This is a genomic window from Pseudoteredinibacter isoporae, from assembly GCF_040372805.1.
GTDB lineage: Bacteria > Pseudomonadota > Gammaproteobacteria > Pseudomonadales > Cellvibrionaceae > Pseudoteredinibacter > Pseudoteredinibacter isoporae_A.
This window is the reverse complement of the sequence record NZ_BAABWJ010000009.1, coordinates 1-19,779: the sequence shown is the minus strand read 5'-3', so window position 1 is coordinate 19,779 and position 19,779 is coordinate 1. Positions and strand designations below refer to the sequence as shown.

At 49.5% G+C, this 19,779-nt stretch carries 15 protein-coding genes and 1 tRNA gene; 10 read left to right on the top strand and 6 right to left on the bottom strand.

Going from position 1 to position 19,779, the window contains the following annotated elements:
* The first annotated feature begins 2 nt into the window (after window positions 1-2).
* The 7 genes from ABWW03_RS15935 to ABWW03_RS15905 all read left to right on the top strand — a co-directional run bounded on the left by ABWW03_RS15935 (window position 3) and on the right by ABWW03_RS15905 (window position 9,477).
* Complete coding sequence (locus ABWW03_RS15935) at window positions 3-800, top strand: enoyl-CoA hydratase/isomerase family protein (RefSeq protein ID WP_353409908.1); 798 nt, start codon at window positions 3-5, stop codon at window positions 798-800.
* 14 nt (window positions 801-814) lie between these two features.
* Window positions 815-2,824 (top strand): acetyl/propionyl/methylcrotonyl-CoA carboxylase subunit alpha, encoded by a 2,010-nt coding sequence (locus tag ABWW03_RS15930; protein WP_353409906.1) that lies wholly within the window; start codon window positions 815-817, stop codon window positions 2,822-2,824.
* A 98-nt stretch (window positions 2,825-2,922) separates the two neighbouring features.
* Window positions 2,923-3,831, top strand: coding sequence for a hydroxymethylglutaryl-CoA lyase (locus tag ABWW03_RS15925; protein WP_353409904.1), 909 nt, complete (start codon window positions 2,923-2,925; stop codon window positions 3,829-3,831).
* Window positions 3,832-4,155: 324 nt separating this feature from the next.
* The gene (locus tag ABWW03_RS15920) at window positions 4,156-6,456 is read left to right on the top strand and encodes a DUF748 domain-containing protein (RefSeq protein ID WP_353409902.1); all 2,301 of its coding nucleotides are present in this window, start codon (window positions 4,156-4,158) and stop codon (window positions 6,454-6,456) included.
* Between the two features lie 85 nt (window positions 6,457-6,541).
* Window positions 6,542-6,988, top strand: coding sequence for a CopD family protein (locus ABWW03_RS15915; RefSeq protein WP_353409900.1), 447 nt, complete (start codon window positions 6,542-6,544; stop codon window positions 6,986-6,988).
* Between the two features lie 122 nt (window positions 6,989-7,110).
* A complete protein-coding gene (locus ABWW03_RS15910; protein WP_353409898.1) occupies window positions 7,111-7,776 on the top strand; it encodes a TetR/AcrR family transcriptional regulator in 666 nt (221 codons plus the stop codon).
* Between the two features lie 27 nt (window positions 7,777-7,803).
* Window positions 7,804-9,477: an acyl-CoA dehydrogenase family protein gene (locus ABWW03_RS15905; RefSeq protein WP_353409896.1), complete on the top strand. Its 1,674-nt coding sequence runs from the start codon at window positions 7,804-7,806 to the stop codon at window positions 9,475-9,477.
* Between the two features lie 46 nt (window positions 9,478-9,523).
* Here ABWW03_RS15905 and ABWW03_RS15900 read toward each other — a convergent pair whose 3' ends face one another.
* From ABWW03_RS15900 to ABWW03_RS15875, 6 genes are all read right to left on the bottom strand, one after another.
* A complete protein-coding gene (locus ABWW03_RS15900; RefSeq protein WP_353409894.1) occupies window positions 9,524-11,323 on the bottom strand; it encodes an alpha/beta hydrolase family protein in 1,800 nt (599 codons plus the stop codon).
* A 389-nt stretch (window positions 11,324-11,712) separates the two neighbouring features.
* Window positions 11,713-12,327: a hypothetical protein gene (locus ABWW03_RS15895; protein ID WP_353409892.1), complete on the bottom strand. Its 615-nt coding sequence runs from the start codon at window positions 12,325-12,327 to the stop codon at window positions 11,713-11,715.
* A gap of 241 nt (window positions 12,328-12,568) precedes the next feature.
* Window positions 12,569-13,306: a 23S rRNA (guanosine(2251)-2'-O)-methyltransferase RlmB gene (rlmB, locus tag ABWW03_RS15890; RefSeq protein ID WP_353409890.1), complete on the bottom strand. Its 738-nt coding sequence runs from the start codon at window positions 13,304-13,306 to the stop codon at window positions 12,569-12,571.
* 31 nt (window positions 13,307-13,337) lie between these two features.
* Window positions 13,338-15,881, bottom strand: coding sequence for a ribonuclease R (rnr, locus tag ABWW03_RS15885; RefSeq protein WP_353409888.1), 2,544 nt, complete (start codon window positions 15,879-15,881; stop codon window positions 13,338-13,340).
* Window positions 15,882-15,955: 74 nt separating this feature from the next.
* On the bottom strand, window positions 15,956-16,786 hold the full coding sequence (locus tag ABWW03_RS15880; protein WP_353409886.1) for a putative metalloprotease CJM1_0395 family protein: 831 nt from the start codon (window positions 16,784-16,786) through the stop codon (window positions 15,956-15,958).
* Window positions 16,787-16,829: 43 nt separating this feature from the next.
* Window positions 16,830-17,087, bottom strand: coding sequence for a hypothetical protein (locus ABWW03_RS15875; RefSeq protein ID WP_353409884.1), 258 nt, complete (start codon window positions 17,085-17,087; stop codon window positions 16,830-16,832).
* Window positions 17,088-17,353: 266 nt separating this feature from the next.
* Here ABWW03_RS15875 and ABWW03_RS15870 point away from each other — a divergent pair.
* The 3 genes from ABWW03_RS15870 to ABWW03_RS15860 all read left to right on the top strand — a co-directional run.
* A tRNA-Leu gene (locus tag ABWW03_RS15870) sits at window positions 17,354-17,440 on the top strand.
* An 893-nt stretch (window positions 17,441-18,333) separates the two neighbouring features.
* Window positions 18,334-18,966, top strand: a complete 633-nt coding sequence (locus ABWW03_RS15865) for a hypothetical protein (RefSeq protein ID WP_353409882.1) — start codon at window positions 18,334-18,336, stop codon at window positions 18,964-18,966.
* Between the two features lie 230 nt (window positions 18,967-19,196).
* Window positions 19,197-19,779, top strand: a 583-nt coding sequence (locus tag ABWW03_RS15860; protein ID WP_353409880.1) for a hypothetical protein, incomplete at its 3' end; no start/stop codon positions are given.

Below are 19,779 nucleotides of genomic sequence, written 5' to 3'. Positions count from 1 at the left end.
TCATGAGCAACGAAAATGAAAAGACTCTGAAGATCCGCACTGATGCCCGCGGCGTTCGCACCATCAGCCTGGGTCGCCCGGAGATACACAACGCTTTTGACGATAGCGTCATTGCCGAATTGAGCGAAGCCTTTGCCGACGCCGATCAAGATAGCAATGTGCGCGTCGTCGTGCTTGCAGCCGAAGGGAAAAGCTTTTCAGCTGGCGCGAACCTCGGTTGGATGAAACGCATGGCCAGTTACAGCTATGAAGAAAACTTGAGTGACGCCAATGCCCTTGCTGACATGTTGCGCCGCTTGAACTTCATGAGCAAACCAACCATTGCCAGAGTGCAAGGCGCAGCCTTTGGCGGCGCCGTCGGCTTAGTGGCCTGCTGTGACATGGCCGTTGCCAGTGAACGAGCCAGTTTTTGTTTGAGCGAAGTGAAAATTGGTTTGATACCGGCGACAATCAGTCCCTACGTAATCGCTGCCATGGGTCAACGTGCCTCACGTCGCTACTTTTTAACGGCGGAACGTTTCAAGGCTCTGGAAGCAAAGTCTCTAGGATTAGTCAGCGAGGTGGTTGCTGAAGAACAACTGGATGAGTCTCTGAACAAGCTGATCAACGCCCTACTGAGCAATAGCCCACAAGCCGTGGCACAAGCCAAAACACTCGTGGCCGATGTGGCTGAACGAGAAATTACCAGCGAATTGATTGCCAATACCAGCGAGCGTATTGCCGCCATTCGCGTATCAGAAGAAGGCCAGGAAGGGTTAACAGCCTTTCTGGAAAAACGCCAAGCTAATTGGATCCAATAAGCGGGAAGATGATTATGTTTAACAAAATTTTAATTGCTAACCGCGGTGAGATTGCCTGCCGGGTCATCAAAACAGCACAGAAAATGGGTGTGCGCACTGTCGCTGTCTACTCAGATGCCGATGCGCATTCTTTGCATGTTGCTATGGCCGACGAGGCCATTCATATCGGAGCTGCTCCGTCACGGGAATCTTATTTACTGGGTGATAACGTCATTGAGGCCGCCCTAAAAACCGGCGCACAAGCTATCCACCCCGGCTACGGCTTCCTATCAGAGAACGCTGATTTCTGCCGTCGATGTGCCGACAATAACATTGTCTTTATTGGTCCACCCATTGCGGCAATAGAAGCGATGGGCTCCAAGTCAGCCGCCAAACAAATTATGGAAAAGGCCGGCGTACCTCTGGTACCCGGTTACCACGGCGAAGATCAGAGCCGGGATATTATTAAAAAAGCCGCCGACGATATGGGCTACCCGGTACTGTTAAAAGCAGCGGCCGGCGGTGGCGGTAAAGGCATGCGTCAGGTCTGGAATGAAGCCGAATTTGACGAAGGCCTTGAGGCGGCAAAACGTGAATCCATGAACGCCTTCGGCGATGACCACATGCTGGTGGAAAAATATTTAACCCAGCCTCGTCACGTTGAGATCCAAGTATTCTGTGACACCTTTGGCAAAGGCGTGTATCTCTTTGAGCGCGACTGTTCTGTTCAACGCCGTCATCAGAAAGTTATTGAAGAAGCTCCGGCTCCGGGCATGACCGAAGCACTGCGCCAACAAATGGGTGAAGCCGCCCTGAAAGCCGCTCAGGCGATCAGTTATGAGGGCGCCGGTACCGTAGAATTCCTGTTGGATACCGATGGCTCTTTCTACTTCATGGAAATGAACACGCGCTTGCAGGTTGAGCACCCCGTTACCGAATACATCACCGGGCAAGATCTGGTCGAATGGCAATTACGCGTTGCCTCGGGTGAACATCTACCACTCAGTCAGGACCAACTCAACATCAGTGGACACGCTTTCGAAGCACGGGTTTACGCCGAAGATCCTGACAATGAATTCCTGCCAGCAACCGGAGTACTGGAATTTTTACAAGCGCCGGAAGAAAGCGAGCATGTCCGTGTCGATACCGGTGTACGCCAAGGCGATGAAGTCAGCGTGTATTACGACCCAATGATTGCCAAACTGATTGTATGGGATGAGAACCGAGACAAGGCCTTGGCTCGCTTAAGCAAAGCCTTGAAAGAATATCGCATCAGCGGCCTGACCACGAATCTCGACTTTCTGTACAACCTCGCGAATGCACCCGCGTTCAAGGCAGCGGATTTAGACACCGGTTTCATCGAAAAACACCACGGTGATATTTTCCACGATGATGAAAATGCGTTGACCAATGAATTGCCTCTAGCCGCCTTGTTTGTGTTATTGCAGCAAGCGGAAGAAGCCCATGCCCGCGCAACTGCCTGTGGCGATCGAAGCTCACCCTGGCATAACAGCGACAACTGGCGATTGAATGAACCCCACATTCAAACGGTAAACCTGTTGCACCACGAGCAGGAATGCCCCGTTGATGTGGAAGTTCAACAGCGTCACGGCCAAACCACTTACCTGATCGATATGGGTGGTGACGTCATCAGTGCACAAGGTCGACTGGAGGGCAATCACCTACGTGCCGACCTGAACGGTCATCGCCTCAGTGCCACCGTTGCCTCTCACGATGGTGGTTTCAGCTTGTATACCAGCAAAGGCGCTGTCAGCTTTAAAGTAGCTAAGCCGGATACCGGAGAAGACTTGGATACTGCCGGTGAAGGTGGCTTAACAGCCCCCATGAACGGTACCATGGTGACTCATCTGGTCGCCGTTGGAGACAGTGTCAAGAAAGACGATGCCCTGCTGGTTATGGAAGCCATGAAGATGGAACACACTATTCGCGCGCCAGCCGACGGGGTAGTGAACAGCTTCTTTTTCCAGCCCGGTGAACTGGTAGATGGTGGTGCCCTGCTTCTCGATTTCACTGCCGAGGAATAATTCACGACCACCTGGGTTTCTGCGAGTGGCTAACGACCCGCAGAAACCCAGACGAAACATTTGTGATTCATACATTTGTGTATCAAGAGAATTAAATTATGAGCATGCCCAAGCAAGTGCGCATTGTTGAAGTTGGCCCGCGTGACGGGCTGCAAAATGAAGCCACCCCGATCAGTGCCGAAACCAAAATTGAGCTAATCCATAAGCTCGCCGCAGCAGGCAACCGCTACATTGAATCCGGCAGTTTCGTTAACCCCAAATGGGTGCCACAGATGGCCGGCAGTGAAGCGGTATTTGAAGGCATTCAAAAACAAGCCGGTGTGGAATACGCGGCCCTGACACCCAATATGAAAGGCTATGAGCGTGCTCAGGCCTCTGGCGCCGATGAAGTCGCTATTTTTGCAGCCGCCAGTGAAGCGTTTAGCCAGAAAAACACCAACTGCAGCATCGCTGAAAGCATGGAACGCTTCGCACCTATTATGGAAGCGGCCAAGGCCGACGGCTTAAAAGTGCGCGGCTATGTCAGCTGTGTGGTGGGCTGCCCCTATGAAGGCGATATTGACCCCGAAACAGTCGCCGACGTGGCTGAAAAGCTGATCGAAGCGGGTTGCTATGAAGTCTCTCTTGGCGACACGATTGGCGTTGGCACCCCAGCCAGTGTAAAAACAATGTTGAATGCGGTTTTGAAAAAAGTGCCCGCTGACAAGTTAGCTGTGCACCTGCACGATACTTATGGTCAGGCATTGGCAAATATTTATGCCGCACTGGAACTCGGCATTGCCGTCGTCGATAGCTCCGTCGCCGGACTCGGTGGCTGCCCCTACGCGAAAGGCGCCAGCGGTAATGTAGCCTCAGAAGATGTCGTGTATATGCTGAATGGCCTGGGAATCGAAACCGGCATTGATTTGAACGCACTGATTCACGCCGGCGATTTCATTTGTACAGCCATCAATCGCGATAACGGCTCTAAAACCGCCAAAGCGCTATTGGCTAAATGCACAACATAAGCTATAAAATATGAGGCGTATGGAACACACCCTACGCCTCACTCCTGTCCCTCTCAACCATCCACGCCGTCTGGACACGTCCATTAATATCGCACACTTCGCCCACCAATCGTGCTAGCATATTAATTAACCAGTCACTTAATTACGTTAACCGAATACAGCCAAGTCGCCCCCCTTCACTCCTAAGGGAGAGCAATCCGATAGGGCCTGCAAGTCATTGATTCAGACCATTCAAGAATTCGGGAAACGACCGTCAAATCGCTTAAGCTAAACTTCATATTTCGTTGTCATAATGTGAACATATTATTCTAGATAGATAGCCCTATGAAACGCACCCTTCAATCCCTTTTAATTTTCCTTCTCTGCCTGTTTCTGCTGCTTGCAGGCATTTTGGCTTCGGTGGAGTTGTGGCTACCCGCTGCGGTACGTAAGTTCAGCCCCGACTATATGTCAGGTGCCCAACTGGATATTCGCGAGCTGGCCATTAAGTGGCGTAAGGCCGACATCACTCTGAACGGCATTCAACTGACGAAAGATGGTAAAACCGAAGCAAGCATTGCGAGTCTCTCTGTAGACATACGCGACCAAGGTTTACTGAGTGGGCTTCTGGGCCAAACACTGACTATTGATGGTGTTCGAATCGACAAGGCCAAACTGACCCTTGAAGAAAAGCAGGGACAATGGGGCTTACGGGGTCTGTCTTTGCCGGTCCCAAGCGACGCAGAGCAAACTTCACAGTCCCACCCCCCTACTGACATCAACTCCAACATTCCTGAGGCCTCGGCCCCTTGGCAACTTATCCTCAACAACTTTCAACTCAAAGACATTGCGGTTTCTGTTCGTTCCGAACAACTGCACACTGATCTCGATGTTGAATCATTGAAGTTGGATCACTTCGACACCGCATCCAGCACGTTAACAAGTGAGGCCGAACTGGCCCTGAACATTAATGAGACAACGATTTCCCTCAACCCCCAACACACCATCAAAATAGCCACTGGCAGCCGTCTCAATCTGACACTCGCCGCTACAGGTGCCTTAGGCACTCCGGATCTCAAAGGTCAACTTGAACTAAGTAGGCTCGCCGCCTCACTATTACAGAATGACAACAATAGCGAGCAAGCCTTGTTGTCACTTGGAAAAATCAAACTGGACCGTTTCAACAGTGCTTTTTTAAGCAAAGCCAACAGCCAAGTGACCGGTTTTTTAATTGAAGATCTTGCCCTGTTTCCACAACATCAACAGGAGCAGGAACTTCAAAAACTCAGCATCGCTAACATCGAGCACCACCCTGACGCTGACAGGGCCACACTGAATGCCCAAGGCATTCACATTACCGGTTTACGTAGCCAGTTGGCTTTTCTTGATAACTATAAACTGGGTGTACAAGAAGAGCTGAATACACTACTAGCCACAATTGCACCCGCAGACAATCAATCAACGCCCACACATCCCCCACACAATGAACCGGCCGCGAACACCGCCAACGTCACCACCAATACAGAGGAAGGCCAAAAGGAAAACGAGGGAGAACATCAAAAAGAAAATAGCAACACATTCACCATTGCCCTGGAAGATATTCAACTGTTGAACAGCGACATTCAGATCCGTGACAACAACTATGAACCGGCTGTCACCATTCCTATCGCTATTGAGCGTTTGGTTGTCGATCAATTTAATAGTGCCGACAAGGACAGTTTAAGCCGCTGGGTGTTGTCCGCCAATATAGACAAACAAGGCATCGTGAACAGTGAAGGCGCCATTAAACCACTGGCCGACAATATGGCCTTGCAGGCGAAGTTAAAGCTTGAGCATATCAAGCTGGTCACCTTTTCTCCTTATATCGAAAAACAAACCGGCTACTTTATTCACACCGGGCAATTGTCTTTGGACAGCCAAGGTCAACTGGATGGCAAACAATTGCAAAGTAAAAACCAGATTGATTTGCGAAGTATCGAGTTAGAACGTGTCTCGGCCGACAAAGCCGATCAAGTTGATCAAAGCATCAGCATGCCATTGGATTCAGCACTGGGCTTGCTGCGCGACGACCAGGGCGATGTTCATCTCGAATTACCTGTCGATGGCAATATCGACAGTCCGGAATTTGGCAGCGGTGATCTTCTCAAGCAAGTCAGCAGCCGAGCACTGCAGGAAGCCAGTGTCGCCTATTTGAAATACGCCTTCCAACCATACGGCACCTTGATCAGTGTCGGCAGCTGGCTGAGCGATCAAGCACAGAAAATACGCTTGGATTCCCTCGCTTTCACAAACGGGCAGACAGAGTTAAGCCAGGAACAAAAAGATTATCTGCAGAAGCTTGGTCAATTGCTGCAAAAGAAAGAGCAACTTCGCGTACGTGCCTGCCCCGTAATCAGCGCCAGTGAAGAAGCTTGGATCATTCAGCAACAAACCGTCCAGGCACAAGCACAAACTGAAGAAACCAAAGCGGTTGAGACCAATCGAACATTGGAAATCAAAGACGCGACACAACTGGCTGAAGCCCGCACGGATGCCCTTCGAGATTTTATGAAAACGCAGTTTAATATCGGACCCGAACGTTTGCTAACTTGCAAAACTCAGACCGATGAAAAGAGTTCGGAAAGCTATATTCACCTGGAAATATAGAACCAACTGATCGACGTCAATTCGCAGGAAGCTGCTTTGATTTACGCTCAGATTCAACACTTGTAATGAATATGGGGTAACACCATTGGGCCACAGCAGCCTGCTTATTCTCCATCTATTGGGCGCCGCGATCTGGACCGGCGGCCACATTGTCTTGTGCTTGGTCATTCTCCCCAAAGTGCTAAAAGAGCGCTCACCGGAAAGGCTGCTGGATTTCGAGTCGGCCTATGAAAAGGTCGGCATGCCGGCCCTGTTAACCCAAATCGTGACAGGCGTTTTGCTGGCCTACCACTGGCTTCCCGACCCCAACTTGTGGTTTCAAAGTGGCAACCCCACGGCTTTAGGTATTCAATACAAGCTTGCCCTATTAGGCCTGACGATGGCCCTCGCTCTGGACGCCCGCTTTCGGGTGATCCCCAAGCTTTCTCAACACAATCTATGGGATATGGCCTGGCATATTATTGCCGTCACCCTGCTGTCTGTGGGTTTTCTGATCGCCGGAGCCGCCTTTCGCTTGGGCCTCTGGCTGTAAAATCAGCTGCTCTGCCCCCACGGCGCCAATCAACATTACCCCCCTCTCCGTCATAAGATTCTTGACTTCAAAGTGTGAACCATGATTCACTTTATTTAACTTATTACACAATATGACACCAAATGGTATATCGAGTAACAGAAAAGGCCCTGGCGCGGAAGGCCGACAACAAGGCTAAAATCCTTACCGCCGCCCGTACGATAGTGGCCCAGAGTGGCTTCAGCGGACTGACCATCGCCGCAACAGCGAAGCAGGCCGGCCTCGCAACAGGTTCTATGTATCGCTATTTCCCCAATAAAGTTGAGTTGTGCACGGCACTGTTCCGCCAACTCAGCGGCCGGGAGGTAGGCGAAATGCACACCATTGCCCAAATGGATCTCACACCGCTTGAAGCGATGGCTCGCTGCTGCTTTAACTTCATACAACGGGCCTTTCGAGCCCCGACTCAGTCCTATGCCTTGATCGCCGAACCCTTGGATCCAGCTCTGGAAATGGAACGCCTGGTTTATCGCCGATCCTACGCCGAGGTATATCGACACGTTATAGAGCGAGGTATCTCCTCAGGGGATTTCAGCCCTCAGGACAGTAAAACCGCCAGCCTCGCTATTGTGGGCATGCTGGCCGAACCTCTTTTAGAGCCCCTGCATCGCTTTTACAGTGGGGATAAGACGCCCTATGACAGCCACCAATTGGCTCTCGATATCAGCCGCCTGTGCCTGAACGCCCTAGGCGCGCACCAGCAGGCCAAGCAAGCAGACTTGGATTTCCTTATTCACGAATCACATTAATGGAGGCAACTGATAATGGAGGCCACTATGAATCAATACCCTATGGCTGAGCGAATTAAAGCCAACACCCATGACGTCGAAAACATGCCTGTTGTCCTGGAAAACTATAATGTTTTCAATAACGACCCTGCCCTGAAAGAAGGCGTTCTTCGCGAAGGGGGAGAGTGGGCCCTTGAACGCCTGCAAACCTTCGGCGAAGTGTGTGGTAGCCGAGAAGCCATTCTCGCAGGCTCCCAAGCCAATCAGAATAAACCTACGCTACAAACCCATGACCGCTATGGGCGTCGAATCGACGAAGTGGAATTTCACCCCGCCTATCATCAACTGATGACATCCTCGCTCGCGAACGGTATTGGCGGCCTTCCCTGGGCAGAACCCAAAGCTGGCGCCCACGTTGCTCGCGCTGCCAGCTTCTACATGCAAAGCCAAGTGGAAGCGGGACACCTCTGCCCTGTATGCATGACCTACGCCAGCGTACCTACGTTAAAAAAACAGGCGAATATTGCAGAGCACTGGCTGCCCAAAGTGATGTCCTCAGAGTACGACCCTCGCAATGTCTCCTACCAGGACAAACAAAGCCTGACCATTGGCATGGCCATGACTGAAAAACAGGGCGGTTCGGATGTGCGTCGAAATTCAACCCACGCCTATCCCATCGGCCAACGCGGCCCAGGCATGGAATATGAGTTAGTTGGCCATAAATTTTTTGTTTCCGCCCCAATGTGCGATGCCTTTTTAGTGCTGGCCCAAGCAGAAGGAGGAATCTCCTGTTTTCTGGTTCCTCGCTGGCGACCCGATGGCAGTAAGAACCCACTGCAAGTCATTCGACTAAAAGACAAAATGGGAAATGTGTCCAACGCATCCAGTGAAACCGAATTGCGCGGCGCCTTTGGCTGGTTAATCGGTGAAGAAGGTCGAGGGATCGCCAACATTCTCGAAATGGTTGCCTGTACCCGTTTCGATTGTGTGAGCGGCAGCGCCGGGCAAATGCGTGCACATATGTATCAGATTGTGCACCACACCAGTCAACGAGAAGCCTTTGGCAATCGTTTGGACAAACAACCGTTGATGCAAAATGTGTTAGCAGATCTCTCGCTCGAAGCCGAAGCGGCAACGGCCATGGCTATGCGCCTGGGGCGGGGTATGGACGAATCGGGAATGAACGAAGAAGCGGATGCCTTCACCCGTATCGCCACCGCTGTATGTAAATACTGGGTGTGTAAACGCGCTCCTGGTCATGCCTATGAAGCTATGGAAACCATCGGTGGCTCCGCTGTCATGGAAAACAGTTTAATGCCCCGCTTTTACCGAGAAGCCCCCATCAATTCCATCTGGGAAGGCAGTGGTAACGTTCAGTGTTTGGATGTGCTGCGAGCCATGAGCCGGGAGCCCAGTTCACTGGAAGCTTTTATGAGTGAGCTGGAAAAATCCCGAGGCAGCGACAAGCGCTTTGATGCCCACCTCAGTAAGCTTGCCAAGGAATTTCGTAATTTGGATGAAGTTGAATACCGTGCTCGCCACATCGTCGAACAAATGGCGTTAGGGCTGCAAGGAAGTTTATTGATTCAAACCGGTAATAGTCATATTGCTGATGCCTTCTGCGCCGGCCGCTTAGATGGCAACTCTGGGCATACCTACGGCATGCTGCCCAAAGGTATTGATGTAAATGCGTTAATCGATCGCTGCCGAATTGCCCGCTAGTCCATTAAAAATAAAAAGGGCGCCTGAGCGCCCTTTTTATTTGTTTCTAGGAAGAACCGATATTTTCATTTAGGAAGTCGATCAGCTCTCGATAGAGTTTGATGCGATCCTTGTTATCCCAAACACCGTGCCCTGCACGGCCAAACACCATCCATTTCGGCTTATTCCCGGCTTTTTCCAAAGCGGACTTCATTGCCTCACCTTGCTCAATTGGGGCTCGCTGGTCTTCTTCACCGTGAATTAACAAAACGTTTGCTTTAATTTTCTCGGCATTATTAACTGGTGATTGAGCCGCCATAGATGCTTTGTCTGACCCCAATACCTTTTTTAAGTATCCCGGTCCAACCCTCATTTCAGGAATATCACCGGCTTCAAACATCATATTTAAATCGTAAACCCCCACATAACCCACAGCACATTTATATAGGTCAGGGGCTTTCGCAGCAGCCATTAACGAAGAGAAACCACCATAGCTGGCACCATAAATACATACTTTGTCAGCCTCGGCATAACCGTCTTTCACCATGGATTTGGTTGCATCAATAACGTCATCCACCATGGCCTTACCCCACTTCTTATAGCCTGCACTTTCAAACTCTAAACCACGCCCACCGCTGCCTCGAAAATCGATCTGCAAGACGTTAAAGCCACCAAAAGCCAACAATTGCGCTTCACTGTTATATTGCCAGTACTCTCGAACACCATGCGGCCCCCCGTGCGGCAACACCACAAGAGGTGCCTTCGCTTTATCGTGATGGGCGAGAGTAAGATAGCCGTTGAGTGTCAACCCATCCCTTGCTTCTACTTCGACGGATTTCACAGGGCGCATAGTATTGGGATCAATCCACGACCTGGCCGCCATTAAGAAATCAGCTTTCTTGGTGTGCGTATCAAAGAGGTAATACTCTCCAGGGTTAACATCACTGTCGACAAACGCAACAATATAGCGACCATCAAAAGAGTGATCTGCAAAACTTACACGCTGCCCCTTGAACGCCCGTGCCAACATTTTGTGGAACTTAGCGTAGTCTTGTTCAAGATATTGATACTTTGGAAGATCCGGCTCGTGAATAGCTGCAATTGGTGAGTTGCTGACAGGATCCACCATCCAGTCGCTCACATCACCCATCTCTGTTTCGAAGAGTTGAACAATTTCTCCAACTTCCGGGCTCCAACTGTACAAGGTCAAAAAACCATTTTGGGCATCACGAGCCCGCACGAATACCTCTTTCCCATCCTCACTCACACCAACAACTCTTGGCTCAGCGTAATTAGATGGTAAATTGGCCTGATTCCAGTCCTTATCTTTTCCCTCTCGGTAAAACACTTCCAACTGGGTGTTTTCTTTCTGATTGGTATAAACATTCAGTCGCCCATGTCGCGAAGCAACAGGATCTGCACCTGGTGTAGGAAGTGTTTCTAATTTATAGCGCTTACCCGAATATACATTTAGTTTGGAAATGGATGGGGCTATATTGCGTAGATCATATAGATAATTACCAACACGGCTCAGAGGATGCTCCACGATCAAAACATTTTTAGGGTCATCAACCAGCGGACTGATAAACTCAACCACGGCTTTGATTTCCTGCTTTTGATTGAGTCTTGTTCCGGTTTTACCTTTGTCAACACCGTGCCCATAGATTAGCTTCCTGCGGGTATTATCCTTATTAATCGCCCACATACCAAAACTCACAGGGACATCCAGGCTGCTTACTTTTTTGGCAAACTGGTACACAACACGCTCATTGTTAGCCCAGTAATAGTTGTAAACAATATCGCCATTACTCGCTCTGATAGCCCCAGAAGGCTTGCCCGTTGCAATATCAACAAACATCAGCAACATATCCTCACCTTGGCGTACCCGAGCGGCGAGGCTGGAACCATCCGGTGATATTTTCACATCCAGGTAGTCCCCCTTTTTCACAAAATGAGCAATTTCACCGTCTGTAGGGGTTTTGGCAACAAGACTGTTTGAATTTAAGGTAAAAGATGTGAGAACGAATAACGATATGAAAATACGCAGCGCGTAAAAGTGCATGGAGACCTCCCTATTAAAAACACCTATCCTGATTAAGAGGCTAAGACTAGCAATTGAACAGGTGTTTGAAAATAGGGAAAAGGCAATAGTCCAGAAAACACCGCACTTAAGTACGATTCAGATAGCGAACTGAGACAGAATTCTGAAGTGCGATAGGCTCAGGGGCATTCCTGAGCCTATCAGATTAAATAGGTTCAAGACCCCAACTTCTGGGCCTCAGTGTAGCTGATCTTCTTCACCATTTTACGCTTACCGGAATACACATCCAGACGACTTAATGTGACTGGGCGTTCTTTTGCACGTAAATAGTTGTTCATGCCATCTCGTTTTAATGGGTATTCTGCCACCAGAATCAGTTTTTTCTCAGCAGGTAAAACATCTACGATTTCCAGCTGGGCTTTGATTTCTTTGCGTTTATTGATACGTGTATCACGCTTGAAGCGCTCTAAGCCATGGCCGAAGATTTGCTTACGATTACTGCCATCTTTATCCATGGCATACACCATTACCAGACCATTCAGCGCGTCTGCTTTGTCAGACTCCAACTTAATTTGATAAACCACGCGGTCATTGTCCACCCAACGATACCAATCGATGATAGCGTCACGTGGTTTGGCAAATTCAGTGATGGCTTTTTTTGCTTTTGCGTCAACGATCAGAATACGCCCAGCATTGTTCTCCGCTGTCATTCGAGCAATAAAGTGAGACTGATCAGGTGATTGCTGAATATCCGCCAGGCCATTATTGGCGGAAGCTTGTGACAATGGCAGCAATAATGCTGCAGCGAGTGTAAACAATATACGTTTCATGGGGCCCTTCCTCCGAGTGCTGTCAGCACAATCATTATTAAGTATCTTTGTCTTAGACGATGCTTAGAAAAATAATGACACAGAGAATTCGGAAAAAAACCGAAAAATACGGGGAATCCGTTGAAGTGAAATCTGACTGCGATGAATGACCAGAAGGCAAAAAAATACCTGATGCAGGGGAAAAGGCCGGATCGAAACAAAAAACGGGGCCAATGCCCCGCTCCTCATGACCTTGGCAGCCTTATGTTCTCTGACGTACCGCTTCGAATAGACAAACACCGGTCGCCACGGAAACGTTTAGACTACTCACCTCTCCCGCCATTGGAATGTTAATCAAGGAATCACAACACTCTCGAGTCAGACGGCGCATGCCTTTCCCCTCTGCGCCCATCACCAAAGCCATCGGCCCTTTTAGATCACTCTGGTAGACACCCCCATCAGCCTCGCCGGCCGTGCCGATGATCCAAACGCCTTTTTCCTGCAATGACTTCAAGGTGCGAGCTAAATTGGTAACACTGATGTAAGGCAAGACTTCAGCCGCACCACAGGCAACTTTTCGAGCGGTGTCATTCAGGCTCGCCGAGTTGTCTTTCGGGGCAATGACGGCCTGAACGCCTGCCGCCTCAGCAGTACGCAAACAGGCACCCAGATTATGAGGGTCAGTGACGCCATCCAACACCAGCAAGAACGCCGGTACATCCAGACCATCAATCAGCTCATAGAGGTATTTTTCATCGTGTAATTTACCTGGGCTCGCAAACGCAATAACCCCTTGATGGTTGCCCTCGACTTTTTCATCCAACTGCTTTCGGCTGACGGACGTCACAGCCACAGACATTTTCTGCGCCGCCGCCAACACCTTTTGCAAACGCTGGTCATTGCGGTTCTTCAACACCCAGAGTTCCTTCACTCTCTGAGGACTGGATTTCAATAACGCCTGCACGGCATGCAGACCAAAAACAGTTTCTAACTTAGCCATTCAATTACTCAACAATCGATTACATGCGCGATTACTGACGCTTTTTTGCGCCGGTCGCTTTCTTCACTTTCTTCTGGTGTTTTTTGGACGCGCTGGCTGATTTCGCCTTGCGAACTTGCTTGCCCTTACTGGGTTTCTTTTTCCCTGAAGGAGTACCTTTCTTTTGTGTTGTTTTCTTTGCTGACTTCCCGCCCGACTGATCTGATGCCGCATCTTCATCAGCCATGGTGCGTAATTTTTTCATATTCGCCCGGGCGTTAATCTTTGGGGAGGAGTTCCCTGTTTTGCGTTTTTTTCTGGCGCTTTGCAGGCGTTCGACCAACTCCAAATCCACTTTCCTCTCATCCAGGTCCACTCGAACTACTTGCACTCGTAACTCATCACCCAGGCGGAAAACCTGTCGGCTCTTCTCGCCAATCAAACGATGCTGAGAAGCTTCGTAGTGATAGTAGTCATGGGGCAAAGCACTGATGTGAACCAAGCCTTCAACGTAAATGTCTTTCAACTCAACGAAAATACCAAAACCCGTTACGGCGTTGATAATACCTTCAAAAGTCTCACCCACACGGTCTTGAAGATATTCACATTTTAGCCAGCTCACGACATCACGACTGGCTTCATCTGCGCGGCGCTCAAAGCTCGAGCAGGTTTCCCCCATGCTCAACATCGTTGCCATATCATAAGGGTAGATATCCCCCTTGGGTAAAGGCTTCGCTCCTTTCACTTTTTGAACAGGAGGCTTACTGAACAATGCCAACAGTTGCTGGCCCAAGCCACCTCGCCCTCGGATCACCGAACGAATGGCCCGGTGTACCAATAAATCAGGGTAGCGACGAATGGGAGAGGTAAAGTGAGTGTACGCTTTATAACAAAGGCCAAAGTGTCCTTGGTTATCCGGGCTATAAACCGCCTGTTTCATACTGCGCAGCATAACGGTTTGAATCAGTCCTGCGTCGGGGCGATCAGCAATGCTTTGCAGCAAGCGCTGATAATCTTCCGGTTTGGGTTGGCTCCGGCCACCCAAACTTAAGCCCATTTCGGCCAAAAAGTCTCGCAGATTATCCAGCTTTTCGTCACCTGGGCCTTCGTGCACACGATACAAGGCCGGCAACTCCAATTTCTCCAAAAAGCGCGCCGCGCATACATTCGCGCAAAGCATGCATTCTTCAATTAACTTATGAGCGTCATTGCGCTCAACCGGCACAATCTGCTCAATCTTGCGATCTTCGTCAAACAGTATGCGGGTCTCAGTTGTTTCAAAATCAATGGCCCCGCGCTCATTGCGATTCTGTCTGAGAACTTGATACAAATCGTGGAGTGCATCGATGTAAGGCAAGATGTTTGATCGCGCTTTACGGGGTCCACTTTGCGGGTTACCACGCTCCGCCAACATCTTCCCGACTTCGGTATAAGTCAACCGAGCATGGGAATGAATTAAACCTTCGTAGAATTGATAACCACTGACACGCCCATTCGCACTGATGGTCATCTCACACACCATTGCAAGACGATCCACATTAGGATTCAGAGAACAAAGACCATTAGAGATGGCCTCGGGCAACATCGGCACCACATGGTCCGGGAAATAGACAGAAGTCCCTCGCACCTGCGCTTCGCGATCCAACGCGGAACCCAAGGTAACGTAGTGAGAAACATCCGCGATGGCGACGAACAAACGCCACCCTTTGGTTTTCTTATTGGGGATACACAGTACGGCATCATCAAAATCTCGGGCGTCCTCACCGTCGATAGTGACAAAAGGCTGATCTCTTAAATCAACACGGTGCTGCTTATCGCCATCGGCAACCTCACTGTCTAAAGCGGCCGCTTCCGCACTGACATCGCTAGGCCAGAGATGGGGGATACCGTGCGAGCGGATCGCAACATCAATTTCCATACCCGGTGCCATATGATCACCCAGGACTTCCAGTACGCGTCCGGCTGGGTGCTGACGACGATCGGGTTGTTGGGTAATTTCAACCACCACATACTGACCGGGTTCGGCGTTTGCCGTTTCAGTCGCCGGAATCATCACGTCGTGAATCAAACGGGCATTGTCAGGACGCACAAAATTGACGCCGCTCTCAGCGTAAAAGCGACCAACCACCTGATGGGTGTTGCGAGCAATCACTTCCACAATATGGCCCTCGCGTTTACCGCGATACCCCTTGCCACTGTCGCGCACCAACACTTCATCACCATCGAAGACTTTGCGCATCTGGCGACCGGCAAGATACAAATCATCCCCACCATTCGCTGGAATCACAAAACCAAAGCCGTCTTTATGGCCATGCACCCGACCTTTAATCAAGTCCAGGTGATCCACCGGCCCATAAGCCCAACGCCGATTCCGCATTAACTGGCCATCACGCTCCATCGCGATCAATCTACGCCGCAGGGCTTCGATCGATTCTTCGTCGTGTAACTCCAGCAGCTGGCAGAGTTCCGGGTGTGTTAATGGTCCTGGCGCAGCATCCAGCTGCTTTAGAATGAATTCCCGACTCGGGATGGGTTTGGCGTAGTTTTGGGCTTCGCGCTCGGCGTGAGGATCACGCGGATGTTTGTTTTTTGGCAAAATGGAGTCCCTGTAGGGCTCATGCAGAGGGATGAGCCTATCGATTGAATAGGCTCATTATAGGGGATTAGCCCTTAGCTGACACGATTTATCAACTGGCCGATATTCGGGTTAGAACCCGCATTTTGAATGCCCACCAGAGTTTGGGTCAGCTCAACGCTCTTGCGGTTGAGCTCTGCTTGACTGACACGCTGCTCTTCCAGATTCTGTTTCTCTTTCCTCAGATCGTTCGCTTCACGTTCTTGGGCAGCTTTTTCAGCCCTGATCTCGGCCTCTTCTTCCCGAGCCTGGCGCTGCGCTTCAGCCAGCTGACTAATCTCCCTCAAGGCTTGTTGCTCCAATTGCGCAGCACGGGCAGCAACGCGGCGGTCCTGATCTGAGGGCTCTGCCGGAGCCAGCGCGGCACGTTGAACCTTGCGGGCATTCTCCAAAGTGGCTTTCGGGTCACCTGCGACTTCCTGGATAGTGATCGGCACTTCGCCTCCAACCGCGTAGTTCTTACCATCCGGGCCCTTCTGGTATTCATAGCTGGGCGCGCCTGCCAACTCCCCACCCACTGCAGCATGGGCCTGTTCATGGTCCTTAACTTCACGATCGCGAGCCGCCAGTTTTTGAATCAGCTGCATCTCTTCTCGACTTAAAGGCTCACCATCAGCCCCCTTTTGGCCTTGGGGGTTATCTCCCTTTTCCTGCTCTTCACTGTCGCGTTCGGCATCGGCATTGTCGCTATTTTCATCATTCTGACTACGACGTAGGCTTTTCTCTGATTTGTTGGCTTCTTCGACCGGACGAATTGTGCTCTGCTGAGCCTCTGGGTTGGCTTCGCCCACGGGGCGACTGACCTGATTCTCAAAAGGACTGACGGTATTGGCTAATGTAGGTTGTTGAGGGTTGAAGCTGATCATATCAAACTCCCGTTCATACTCTCCCTGCGGCCCGTGGGCTCGACTAAGCGCTGATATCCAACAACGCTCCCACCGTTCGATTACTGACCTCGATGACCTTAGCCGAGGCATCAAATAACTGCTGAGATTCCTTCAACTGAACGATGGGCTCAGCCAGAGGCTCTAAAACCCCCTTTGTTTCCTCAGCCGGGTGAAACCGGGCAGGGTTCGCTATCGATTCGGCCGCCTCTACGGCACGAGCCTGACTCCGCTGCAAGCCTTGTTGAGCGATACTGAAACTGTTCCCGCTGTTTATATTCATAAAACGCCCTGTTTAAAACCGCACACTGTCAAAACGAACTGAAATTTATGGCTGTATGCCAGTAATAATAAGCAACAATTGCTGAAAAAACGGCCAAACTTGATACCGCCCAGCGGAAGTTTGCGACGAAATGCACCTTTTGGCTCAAATGACCGAGGACTAGAAGCGTTTAGATATAAACCACTATTTTTTACTACTAAAATGATTGACAGCTGCTCTTGAAATCAATACTATGCGCGACCTCGAACAGCGATGCTGTACGATCTGCCCAGGTGGTGAAATTGGTAGACACGCTAGCTTCAGGTGCTAGTGGCCTCACGGCCGTGGAGGTTCAAGTCCTCTCCTGGGCACCAAATCAAAGACCACCATAGTCTAAGAAAGCCTCGCAAGCCCAGAGCACGCGGGGCTTTTTAATTTTCGGCTAGTCTAAGTTAGTCCAAGATGATCTAATAGAAACCCACCATTTTTGGTGGTGTTATTGGTGGGGTTGAACAAGCTTAATGAGCGGACCCCACCAGGTTTAACGTGAAGCCTGACTTATTAAAGACCTCAGTTAAGCCTAACCTAGTAACACCGACAACGTACAAGGGCTCCACTCACAATCGAACTGACCTTACTCCTTATGATCACCTGATACTGAGTTGCTAAGCCGAGCTGCTTGCCGCCGCGCAATTATCGTTACTGGCCTCTTAGACACATACCAAGGATGAATATATGTGCGCCAAACAAAAAGGTACTTTAAGCGCCATATTTGCCCCTTACGGGTGGCTAAACTGCCCGCTCAGCCTCATTTTTTCTGAATTTTTCAGGTCCCTTCTTCCTTTCTTCAAAAAGCCACAATTCGAGCGCATCCCATGACCTGCAAGGGTTTTACTCCTACGAGCAATTGAAAAAGAAAGGACCATCTACACCTTCAGCCCGGCTTACGCAGCACCTTCTCTTTTTGTTGAAAATTGCCTACTGGCTATAAGACCGCTGGATGCTTAGAGACCACCCTGGAGCCCTTCTAAAATCGTGACAATGTACGCGACTTTGAACTTTAAGCCTCAGATCCGGAACAATAGGCAGTAAAACGCTTACAAAACTGAGTATCAAACCAACATATTTAAAGCGAAAATGGTGATACAGGAGTTAGTCGAACTATTGCTCGGTTAATTGAGCTGCGGGCTACTTGGAAACCAAGCAATGATGACTCTGATACTTAAATCTAATATATTCACTACGTTTGCAATCATAAGGACTTGATATGAAAATCTTCAAAGGGACAGCGTTACCAATAATACTAGGGCTATTCTCGCTAAGTGCGCTTTACTTCAAAAATGAACTGTCAAATAGTCTATTTCCAGTTGAGCCTAACTCCCTTGCTTACTCAAAAGCAAGAGAAGCTCAAGAGAGGTTAACCGCACTAAACGATAAACTTGAAGGGTTAACAGTCGAGCAAAGTACCGATCCTGAAACAGGCTTAATGAGTAAGCAAAAAATAGAAATGCTTGCTCAAGTTAAAGCGGCCGATGAGGAATTCACCAATTTAGTTTACGAGTCAGTCAAAGATGCAAGATATGAGTCTCGACAAAATACCAAAAAGCTAACTAGCTTTGCCAATTTCTTTTTCTTTGCCTCGGTCGCCATAACGCTCTTAGTCCTGTCGCACAATCTATACAAAGAGGTGTGGCCCAAAATACGGGAAGAGGTTAAACGAAAGAAAAAACTGGCGAAGAATGGCTCAAGTGAAGACCAGATTAAGAAGTATCGACTTATGCTGGACAATGGCGTGATAACCAAGAAGGAATTTTCATTAAAAATGAGCATGATTCGCCAGCAAGAAGGCTTTACGCCAATAGCGCAAAAGACGGAATCTAAGGTTCAAGCTGAAAAATAACGTATATCTCTTCCCCAAAATAAAGGGAGAGGGTTAAATCTCTCCTCTTTGAGGCAATTTAATTTCGCATCAATAGCGCTCGGTACCCACACAAAGAACATAAAACTTTTCAATTCGCAGGTAAAACGCACCACCTCGAACGGCCTTGATTTGAAAAACTCCTGATATTTGCACCATCCACTCCTGCTGGTAGAATCTCCTTTTCCAACAACTTACCAAAAGGAATTGGCATGCCCATTCAAGACGACAATGTATCTCGACGAAATTTAGTCCTCTGGTCTGGCGCTATTATTGTTTTCTATTTTGGGGGTGGCTCCTTAGACGGAGACAAAATTTCACTAAGCCTCCTCAGCCTAGAGCTCTCCTCCCCCGATCAGATTATTTGGGTCCCGTGGGTTATTTTGCTCTGGTTTGCTTATAGATTTCACCTAACCCACAGAGATAGATTCACTAAAGAGTGGAAAAAGGGAATTTGGGATTCACCAAAAAGCGAAAAATTCGGCAAAGCTATCTACGCCAAGGTTCATGAGAAAGTCAAATCTAGTGGCTCCATTATTCTCTCCAGGGACCTAGGTGGGGTTTCTAATGAAGGAGAAGATGTGTTCAAAATCGTAGGAGTGCAAGCAAATTGGAGTAGCGGGACAGCCTTCTATGGAAAGAGGTCGGCGGGCTGGGAAGAGTATGATGTAGAGATAGGAGGAAGAAGTGACAACGGGGTCGAACTTCCAGCTTCTCTTTCAAGGCGCATAATGCTTGCTTATATACAAGAGCCTTTCACGAGTTATTTGGCTCCTCACCTACTCTGGCTAACAG

Bases quoted from the DNA above. Each gene is read 5' to 3' on its own strand.
- ABWW03_RS15900 (WP_353409894.1), bottom strand. From the start codon at position 11,323: ATGTTGCTGATGTTTGTTGATATTGCAACGGGCAAGCCTTCTGGGGCT.
- ABWW03_RS15875 (WP_353409884.1), bottom strand. From the start codon at position 17,087: ATGAATATAAACAGCGGGAACAGTTTCAGTATCGCTCAACAAGGCTTG.
- ABWW03_RS15920 (WP_353409902.1), top strand. From the start codon at position 4,156: ATGAAACGCACCCTTCAATCCCTTTTAATTTTCCTTCTCTGCCTGTTT.
- ABWW03_RS15895 (WP_353409892.1), bottom strand. From the start codon at position 12,327: ATGAAACGTATATTGTTTACACTCGCTGCAGCATTATTGCTGCCATTG.
- ABWW03_RS15925 (WP_353409904.1), top strand. From the start codon at position 2,923: ATGAGCATGCCCAAGCAAGTGCGCATTGTTGAAGTTGGCCCGCGTGAC.
- rlmB (WP_353409890.1), bottom strand. From the start codon at position 13,306: ATGGCTAAGTTAGAAACTGTTTTTGGTCTGCATGCCGTGCAGGCGTTA.
- ABWW03_RS15865 (WP_353409882.1), top strand. From the start codon at position 18,334: ATGAAAATCTTCAAAGGGACAGCGTTACCAATAATACTAGGGCTATTC.
- ABWW03_RS15905 (WP_353409896.1), top strand. From the start codon at position 7,804: ATGAATCAATACCCTATGGCTGAGCGAATTAAAGCCAACACCCATGAC.
- ABWW03_RS15935 (WP_353409908.1), top strand. From the start codon at position 3: ATGAGCAACGAAAATGAAAAGACTCTGAAGATCCGCACTGATGCCCGC.
- ABWW03_RS15930 (WP_353409906.1), top strand. From the start codon at position 815: ATGTTTAACAAAATTTTAATTGCTAACCGCGGTGAGATTGCCTGCCGG.
- ABWW03_RS15910 (WP_353409898.1), top strand. From the start codon at position 7,111: ATGGTATATCGAGTAACAGAAAAGGCCCTGGCGCGGAAGGCCGACAAC.
- ABWW03_RS15880 (WP_353409886.1), bottom strand. From the start codon at position 16,786: ATGATCAGCTTCAACCCTCAACAACCTACATTAGCCAATACCGTCAGT.